This is a genomic window from Nocardia sp. NPDC004168 (genome assembly GCF_040610355.1).
Taxonomy (GTDB): Bacteria; Actinomycetota; Actinomycetes; order Mycobacteriales; family Mycobacteriaceae; genus Nocardia; species Nocardia sichangensis.
On sequence record NZ_JBEXME010000065.1, the window covers coordinates 1 to 8009 of the forward strand.

General features: G+C 70.3%; 7 protein-coding genes. 2 read left to right on the forward strand and 5 right to left on the reverse strand.

What is annotated here, in order from left to right:
* Window positions 1–580 precede the first annotated feature (580 nt).
* The 3 genes from ABZW96_RS36910 to ABZW96_RS36920 all read right to left on the reverse strand — a co-directional run bounded on the left by ABZW96_RS36910 (window position 581) and on the right by ABZW96_RS36920 (window position 3577).
* On the reverse strand, window positions 581–1573 hold the full coding sequence (locus ABZW96_RS36910) for a hypothetical protein (RefSeq protein ID WP_355081453.1): 993 nt from the start codon (window positions 1571–1573) through the stop codon (window positions 581–583).
* Between the two features lie 150 nt (window positions 1574–1723).
* Window positions 1724–2788 (reverse strand): NlpC/P60 family protein, encoded by a 1065-nt coding sequence (locus ABZW96_RS36915; RefSeq protein WP_355081455.1) that lies wholly within the window; start codon window positions 2786–2788, stop codon window positions 1724–1726.
* 219 nt (window positions 2789–3007) lie between these two features.
* A complete protein-coding gene (locus tag ABZW96_RS36920; protein WP_355081457.1) occupies window positions 3008–3577 on the reverse strand; it encodes a C40 family peptidase in 570 nt (189 codons plus the stop codon).
* Window positions 3578–4173: 596 nt separating this feature from the next.
* Here ABZW96_RS36920 and ABZW96_RS36925 point away from each other — a divergent pair.
* Both ABZW96_RS36925 and ABZW96_RS36930 read left to right on the forward strand, forming a co-directional pair.
* Window positions 4174–5967: a DEDD exonuclease domain-containing protein gene (locus ABZW96_RS36925; protein ID WP_355081459.1), complete on the forward strand. Its 1794-nt coding sequence runs from the start codon at window positions 4174–4176 to the stop codon at window positions 5965–5967.
* Window positions 5968–5972: 5 nt separating this feature from the next.
* Window positions 5973–6248, forward strand: a complete 276-nt coding sequence (locus ABZW96_RS36930; RefSeq protein ID WP_067800602.1) for an Lrp/AsnC ligand binding domain-containing protein — start codon at window positions 5973–5975, stop codon at window positions 6246–6248.
* A gap of 4 nt (window positions 6249–6252) precedes the next feature.
* On the opposite strand, the gene ABZW96_RS36935 is transcribed toward ABZW96_RS36930, so the two are convergent.
* Together ABZW96_RS36935 and trpD are read right to left on the reverse strand one after the other, a co-directional pair.
* Window positions 6253–6534 (reverse strand): hypothetical protein, encoded by a 282-nt coding sequence (locus ABZW96_RS36935; protein ID WP_355081461.1) that lies wholly within the window; start codon window positions 6532–6534, stop codon window positions 6253–6255.
* Window positions 6535–6767: 233 nt separating this feature from the next.
* Window positions 6768–7829 carry an anthranilate phosphoribosyltransferase gene (gene trpD, locus ABZW96_RS36940; RefSeq protein ID WP_355081463.1) on the reverse strand — a complete coding sequence of 354 codons (1062 nt, stop codon included), beginning with the start codon at window positions 7827–7829 and terminating at the stop codon, window positions 6768–6770.
* Window positions 7830–8009 lie beyond the last annotated feature (180 nt).

Consider the following 8009-nt stretch of genomic DNA (forward strand, 5'->3'; position numbering starts at 1 on the left):
ACGGCCCGCGCGATGGCGACGCACAGCCGCCGCGACCGCCGCTTGGTCCTTCGTCGCGTACGCGGCGGCCGCGCAAACGCGAGCCGGGCCGCGAACGGAACAGGCTCGGTCTCGCTTCGCTCGAAAGTCGCGGTTGAGGTGCGCTGGGCGCGTCTGGCTGTGAGCGCCGGGCCTGGTGCAAGCGGGTGGCAGGACGGAGAAAGTCGGTCGTTCATCGTCGAGGGCGTTGCGGGGTCGACACGATGAGCGGCGCCGGGTCGGGGGTCATAGGGCGAAAGTGCCGCCTTCGATGAGGATGGTGAGTTCGATGGTGATGAGGACGGTCACCGCCGCTGGCGAGGGTGACTCGCTCACCGCCGGCGACGGACAGGCTTTGTGGGAGCGCCGCCGTGGATCGGGCCGCTGGGATCGCCGCCGCCGTTGTCGCGATCGCGCCACATGTCCCACCGGCGCGTAGGCCGAGCAGCAGCGGGAGCAGGCCGACACCAGTTGCCGCGCGACGCCTTCCGATTCCGCGCCGACGTCCGCTGACCCTGCGTAACGGGTGCCGCACCGGTGCGCTCGCGGCTGTCGGTAGGGGTCAGGCGGTTCGGGTTCGGAGCCACTCGCGCCAGTCGTCGACGAAATCGGCGCGGGGGGTGCCGACAACTTCGCGGAGGATGCCGTCTTCGGTGGTGGGGTCCTGTTTGCCCGCCGCGATGCGGTGGTAGAGCTGGACGAGGCGGGCTCGGTCGTACTTCTCGGCGACGAAGGCGCAGATCGACCAGGCCTTTTCGTATGTGAAGGCGGCGTCGGGGCCGGAGAAGTCGGTGTCGGGCGGCAGATCCTCGGGGATCCGGCCCGCGTGGGCATGCGCGGTGAGCGTGGGAGCGATGTCGGAGAACCGCTGGTCCTCCCCGTGGTGCGCGGTGTAGTCGGCGAAACCCTCCAGCATCCACAGCGGGGCGCCGTCGACAGTGTCGGCGCGAGCGGCGATGTGGGTGAGTTCATGCCGCAGCAGGGTGGCCATGCCCTCGGGATCGAGGCGGCGTCCGGTGTCGGGGCCGAAGACGACGCGCTGGCCGGTGGGCCGACTGCCCGCCGTGAACGGATCGGCGACGGAGGCGGCGGCGACTTCGGCGGGCAGGAGACCGGGTGAGCGCAGCAGGGCCGCGAACTCGGAGGGCGACGAGGCGACGACGACCAGCGCGGACTGCGCCCAGCCGGGACCCCAGACGTCGGTCACCGCGGCGGTGGCCTCGGCGAGTTCACGTTCCAGCACGTCGATTTCGATCCGCTGGTCGGGATGGCCGACGACCAGGGATCGTCCCCCGTCTCCGGTCGGCACCTGGCGGGCGATGATCGACCCGAACGGTTCGACGATGCGCCGCACCTCGGCCAGCCGGGGATCGGCGGCCGCCGCCTGACCCACCGCCTCGGTCGCTCCCGGCTCCGCGGCCCGCAGTTTCGGCAGCACCGTGTTCGGCAACATGATCAGCGCGACGCACACGCCGGTGAGTGCCACCACCATCGCGACGGTGAGACAGAACTCGAAGCGTCGCCGGGCCGAGCACCACGCGCGCAATCTCCGCATGCCGTTCATCGGCGCGCCCCGGCGGGGGATACGGCTGTGCGGCCGACGGGGTAGGCGCCGCGCCGCCCGCCCGGGTGGGTCACCGTTGCCCGTCGCGGGTTGGTCGGGCTTCGAGTACTGCGGTGCCGCTGGTTGGCTCGCTCACGGCCTCTAGTATCGCCGAGCCGAATGGAACGGCGTCGAGCTCATGGGTGCGACCGCGACGGGCACGCCGAAGGTGGAGGCGTGCAGCATGAGCCCGTTGCCCGCGTAGATGCCGACGTGCGAGATGTCGGAGTAGAAGAACACGACGTCGCCGGGCTGCAGATCCTCCTTGGCCACGGGCGTGCCGTAGGTGGCCTGCTGCGAGCTCGTCCGAGGCACGTTCTTGCCGACCTGCTTGAACGCCCACTGGACGAGGCCGGAGCAGTCGAACTGGTCCGGACCGGTGGCGCCCCAGACGTAAGGGTCGCCGATCCGGGTGAGCCCGGCCGCCAGCGCGCTGGTCCCGCTGCCGGGGACGAGGCCCTGCAAGAGACTGTCCCGGTCGAAGCCGGGCGGGAACGGCGATCCGGCGAGGGCCGACTTGTCCTTGGCCGACAGCGACCCCCAGGCCTGCACCACCTGGGCGATGGCGCCGCCGAGGTCGCTGCGCTTGTGCTCCAGTTCGATGCGCACCGCCTCGGCTTTCTGCGCGGCGGACCGGGCGGCGTCGGCGGCGGTGCGGGCCGCCGATTCGGCGGCGGTCGCGGCGTCGGTGGCCTTCGAGTAGTGGTCGAGCTGCTCGGAGGTCTGCGCGGACACCACGTCCAGCGTGGACATCTGGTCGAGCAGTTGCTGCGGTGAGTCGCTGACCAGCACGGCGAACAGGCGGTTGGTGCGGGCGCCCTGGTAGGCGGCGATCGCGGTGCGGTCGATGACCGGCCGATACCGGCGGATCTCGTCCCTGGCTTGGTTCACCAGGTCGGTGCTGGCGGCCAGCCGAGCGTCGGCGTCACGCTGGACGGCGAGCTTCGCGTCCAACTCGGCTTCCACGCCCAGAGCCTGCTGGTTGAGCTGTTCGGACTGACGAGACAGATCGATCATCCGCTGCACCGCCTCCGTGGCGGTGGAGGGAAGCGCCACCGGATCCGCTCCGGCCGGGCCGCCGCCGTAGAGACCGGCGGCCAGCAATCCGGCTGCCAGCGTCCCTCCCACCAGACGTTTGGTCTGCTGTCCCCGGTGATGCTCAGCCACAGCCCGCGGTGCCCCGTTCTCTCGTGCAGCGATCTCTCGCGAAACCGACGCGGAAGCCTTCGACGAACCCCGAGGTTTGCGCCGGGCGAACCCGGGGTAATCGGTGGAAGGTCTCGGTTAGGTTACGGAACGGCCCTCATCGATGTCCAGTAGAGAACGAATTGATCACAGGGCCGTGGTGCGGTCGGGCCGCGATCTCGCGGCCCGACCAGCTGCTTCTCAGAAGCGGCGAGCGCCCGCGATCGGCATGGAGGAGATCGGCGCCACCTTCACGGGCTGGCCCGAGGTGGACGCGTGCACGACGTTGCCGTCACCGGCGTAGAGGCCGGAGTGTCCGCCGCCGTAGAACGAGACGAGGTCGCCAGGGCGCAGATCGTCCAGGGACACGGGGCTGCCCGCGGCGAGCTGGGCGCCGCTGGTGCGGGGCAGTTCGATGCCCGCCTGGCGGTAGGACCACTGGACCAGGCCGGAGCAGTCGAACGCGTCCGGGCCCGCGGCGCCGTAGACGTACGGCGAGCCGACCTTGCTCAGGGCGGCGTCCAGCGCGATGTCGCCGGAGGCCTTGGGTGCGACGAAGGGCAGGGGAGCGGGGCCGGGCAGCTCGACGCCCGGAATGCCCGGCGGAACCGGCAGCTCGTTCGGAACGTCGAAGGTTCCCACGCCGGGGACGGTCACCGGCTGGGCCGACGCGGGGGCTGCGGGCAGCAGGAACGCGCCGATGGTGGCAGCGCCGACGGCCCCGGCGGCAACAGCGCGCTTCGCCTGACGCTTGGCGGCGTTGGTCGTCATGATGCGGTACTCCCAATCTGCCTCACGACGCCGCACCCGGTGGTGCCGCGGACTTCGTCGGCGCCGCACCGGTCGGCGCGGCGGGACTCCGTGAGGTCTCGAAAAGGTTACGAACACATCACGGTCGTTTGTAAAGCGTCAGCGAAGCGAAATGGGGTTGCTCAACAATTTCAGCGGCTAATGGATGTGAGATACATCCCACCGAATCACGAAAAGATAACGGCGGGGTAATCGTGCGAGAGCGCGCGTTCGGGCAGGGTCGCGCGGCGGGGTGGACCGGTCGGCTACCCCGGGTGGGTCTGTGGGGTGTTTTCCCAGGTAGTGGCGTATAATGTGCCATAGGTTCCGATATGGTCGCTCGTTCGTACACCGTAGAGCCAGGGGTTGTCGACACGCCCGAGGGCGGGAGATCGCTTTTCGCGGGACTCGCCGCAATGTTTGATACAGTTTTGAACCTTATGTGATCTGGGTCTCTTTTCCGCATTTCTAGATCATTTCCCGGGTACCGCCCCGAAATCTCCACGGTGTCATTCGGACATTTCGTGGCGTATTCGCGTGCTCGGTTCCTGTCGGACCGTGGCCCTACGCTGCTCGCCGTGTCCGATCCCGTGCCGCGCCCGGCCGTCCAGCAGCTGGCTTTCGACGAGCTCGACACTCCCTTGTACGACACGACTTTCGTGGTCGTGGACCTGGAGACCACCGGGACCAGTCCCGGGGCCGACGGCATCACCGAGATCGGAGCGGTGAAGGTGCGCGGCGGGGAGGTGCTCGGCGAATTCGCGACACTGGTCAACCCGGGACGAGCGATACCGCCCGCAATCGTGCACGTCACGGGCATCACCACCGCGATGGTGTACGCCGCGCCGCGCATCGAGGCGGTGCTGCCCGGCTTCCTGGAGTTCGCCGCGGGCGCGGTGCTGGTCGCGCACAACGCACGGTTCGACATGGCGTTCCTGCGTGCCGCCGCGGCGCAGTGCGACACCGCATGGCCGGCCGCGCAGGTGCTGTGCACCGTGAAGCTGGCGCGACGGGTGCTCGGGCGCGACGAGGCGCCTTCCGTGCGGCTGGGTTCGCTGGCCCGGCTGCTCGGCGCCACCACGCAGCCGACGCACCGGGCACTGCAAGACGCGCGCGCGACCGTCGACGTGCTGCACGCCCTGATCGCGCGGGTCGGGAACCAAGGCGTCCACAGTCTCACCGAGCTGCTCGACTACCTGCCCGACGTCACGCCCCGGCAGCGCTCCAAACGCGTCCTCGCGGCCGATCTCCCCGCCGCTCCGGGTGTGTATCTGTTCCGCGGTCCCTCGGACGAAGTCCTATATATAGGCACGGCTGTGAACCTGCGCCGCCGCGTCCGTAACTACTTCACCGGTTCGGAGACCAGAGGGCGGATGAAAGAGATGGTCTCGCTGGCGATTCGGGTCGACCACGTGGTGTGCGCGCACGCGCTCGAGGCGGGGGTGCGCGAACTGCGGCTGTTGGTGGCGCACACCCCGCCCTACAACCGCCGGTCGAAATTCCCGAAACGGGCCTGGTGGCTCACTCTCACCGACGAGCCGTTCCCGCGGTTCTCGGTGGTGCGCGAGCCCGGCCGGGACGCGTTGGGGCCGTTCCACTCCCGCAACGACGCCGCCGACCTGGGCGTGATCATCGCCGAATTCACCGGGTTGCGCACCTGCACGGCACGGCTGTCAAGGAACGCGGCGCACGAGTGCCCGCCCGCCCTGGTCGGCGGATGTCCAGCGGGCTCCGAGGGAAAGCCGCTGGACATGGCGCAGTACGCGCCCGCGCCCGCGCTCGTGCGCGCGTTGTTCGCCGGGCGCAGCGACGCGCCGATCCGGTTCATGCTCGACCGCATCGAAACTCATTCGCGCGCGGAACATTTCGAGGCGGCGGCGCGGCTGCGCGATCGCGCGGCGCGAGTGGTGCGCGCGCTGCGGCGCACCCAGCGACTGGCCGCGGTGGCGCGCATCGCCGAGCTGATCGCCGCACATCCCGACGGTGACGGCGGGTGGGAGTTCGCGGTCATCCGGTACGGCCGCCTGGCCGGTTCCGGCACCGCCCAGCGGGGCGTGCCGCCGATGCCCATCGTGGAGCAGATCGTGGCCGCCGCCGAAACAGTGGTTCCGGCCGGGGTTGCCGGACCGCATGTGCAGGACCACGCCAGGTCTCCGGTCGAGAACGCCCCGCCTTTACGCGGCGCGTCCCCCGAGGAAGTGGCGCTGGTCGTACGCTGGCTGGCCCGGCCCGGCGTCCGCATCGTGCGGACCACGGACGGGTATCACGAGCCGCTCTTCGGCGCGGCGCGCTGGCTGGGCTGGGCGGAACTGGCCGACGCGGCGGTCCGCGCCCAACCGACCGAGGAAGGTTATCTGGACCGCTTAGGCTGAGCGTCATGATTACCGCGATCGTCCTGATCCACGCCGACAACGGCCGCATCCCGGAGACCGCGCAGGCGGTCGCGGACACCGACGGCGTCGCCGAGGTCTACTCCTGCGCGGGTGACGTGGACCTGATCGCGATCGTGCGGGTACGTGACCACGAGCAGATCGCCGATGTGGTGACCGGCCGGATCGACAAGACACCGGGTGTCCTGCGCACCACGACCCATATCGCGTTCAAGTCGTATTCGCGCGCCGAAGTGGAGGCGGCGTTCTCGCTCGGCGAATAGTCCCTCAGTCCCGCACCCGGACACTGCGCACGGCGAAATAGGCGCCGTCGTTCGGTGGCAGCACGACGACGTCGCCCGAGCAGTCCGGCGACTCGTACAAGTGCGCGACTCCATCGGTGCGGTTGCGGATCTCCACGTCGGACCCGTCGCCGACCTCGACGCAGCCGACCGGGTTCTCGTACACGACGCCGTCGGCGAACAAAACGCCTCCGGCCGCATTCGCTCCTGGGGCGGCGGCGATGCCTGCGGTGGCGAGGACGGCGAGTAGCGGAACGAAAAGTCGCATGTCGGTGCTCCTCGTCGGTCGAACCGATCGGCGCGGTGCCCGACTCGGCATGCGCCGAATTGTCCGGCCGACGTTACCGGCCGCGACGATCCCGGCCACGGCCCTCGCTCAGGTCAGCGTGTCGGCGCATGTCCCCAGCGGCGATGCCGGAGCATCGGCACGGCCAGGTCGGCGCGGAAGCCGCGGCAGCGTGCACGAGCCGGGCATCGCTGCGGGCACCGAGCCGGCCCGCGTCAGTTGTCGCCGAGCGTCTGCGTCAACTTCGCCCAGCGCTCCAGCAACGCCGTGGCGGCGCCCGTGTCGATCGCCTCGGCGGCGCGCTCGACGCCCGCCGCGAGCGCGGCGTGTAGGTCGGCGTCCGGATCGCCCACGCCGCGCGACCAGTCGTAGGTCAGGATCGCGGCGGCCGAATTCAGCAGGACCGCGTCCCGGACCGCGCCACCGCGACCGGCGAGCACGTCGCGGGCCACGCCCGCGTTCACCTCGCTGTCGCCGCCGCGCAGCGCGTCCAGATCGACCCGCGGGATGCCGATGCGGGTCGGATCGATGGTGGTTCGGCGCGTTCGTCCACCCGACACGATCCACGCCTCGGTGGTGTCCGAGGTGGTGATCTCGTCGAGGCCGTCGTTGCCGCGCACCACCAGCGCGCTCGCGCCGCGTTCGGCGAACACGCCCGCGATCACGGGCAGCAGGTCGGCGAACGCGCAGCCGACCAGCCCGGCGCGCGGCTGCGCGGGGTTGGTCAGCGGCCCCAGCACGTTGAAGACGGTCGGGATGCCGATCTGGCTGCGCGCCGCGCCCGCGTACCTCAGGGCGGGATGGAACACGGCCGCGAAGCAGAAACCGATGCCGACTTCCCGCACACAGCGAGCCACCGCCTCGGGACCGAGCGCGAGCTTCACGCCCAGCGCCTCCAGCACATCGGCGCCGCCGCTCTTCGATGACGCGGCCCGGTTTCCGTGCTTGACCACGGGTACCCCGGCCGCGGACACCACGATCGAGGACATGGTGGAGATGTTCACCGAGCCGGACCGGTCACCGCCGGTGCCGACGATGTCGACCGCGTCGCCATCGATCCGCACCAGCCGGGCGTGCTCGAGCATGCCGCTGGCCAGGCCGGTCAGCTCGGCGGGCGTGGGTCCCTTGATCTTCATGGCGACGCCGAACGCGGCGATCTGCGCGGGGGTGGCGTTGTCGGACATGATCTCGCTCATCGCCCACGCCGTGTCGTCCGCGGCCAGGTCGCCACCGTCGGCGAGGGTTCCGAGCACCTGGGGCCAGCTGCGCACGCTCATTCCACACTTCTCCCGTCACACTGGTTCGCGCACCAGTTTGTCCGCAAGCAGCCTAGCTGTGTTAGTTCTTCCAGCGCCTGCGGCGCTGGGTGTTCGCGGCCCCTTTATGGCTCGCGTGTGCGCGACCGCCGCTTGCTCCTTCGTCGCCTACGCGGTGGCCGCGCACACGCGAGCCGGGCC

Coding starts and splice junctions, on each gene's coding strand:
- ABZW96_RS36910 (WP_355081453.1), bottom strand. CDS start 1,573: ATGCGGAGATTGCGCGCGTGGTGCTCGGCCCGGCGACGCTTCGAGTTC.
- ABZW96_RS36920 (WP_355081457.1), bottom strand. CDS start 3,577: ATGACGACCAACGCCGCCAAGCGTCAGGCGAAGCGCGCTGTTGCCGCC.
- ABZW96_RS36930 (WP_067800602.1), top strand. CDS start 5,973: ATGATTACCGCGATCGTCCTGATCCACGCCGACAACGGCCGCATCCCG.
- ABZW96_RS36935 (WP_355081461.1), bottom strand. CDS start 6,534: ATGCGACTTTTCGTTCCGCTACTCGCCGTCCTCGCCACCGCAGGCATC.
- trpD (WP_355081463.1), bottom strand. CDS start 7,829: ATGAGCGTGCGCAGCTGGCCCCAGGTGCTCGGAACCCTCGCCGACGGT.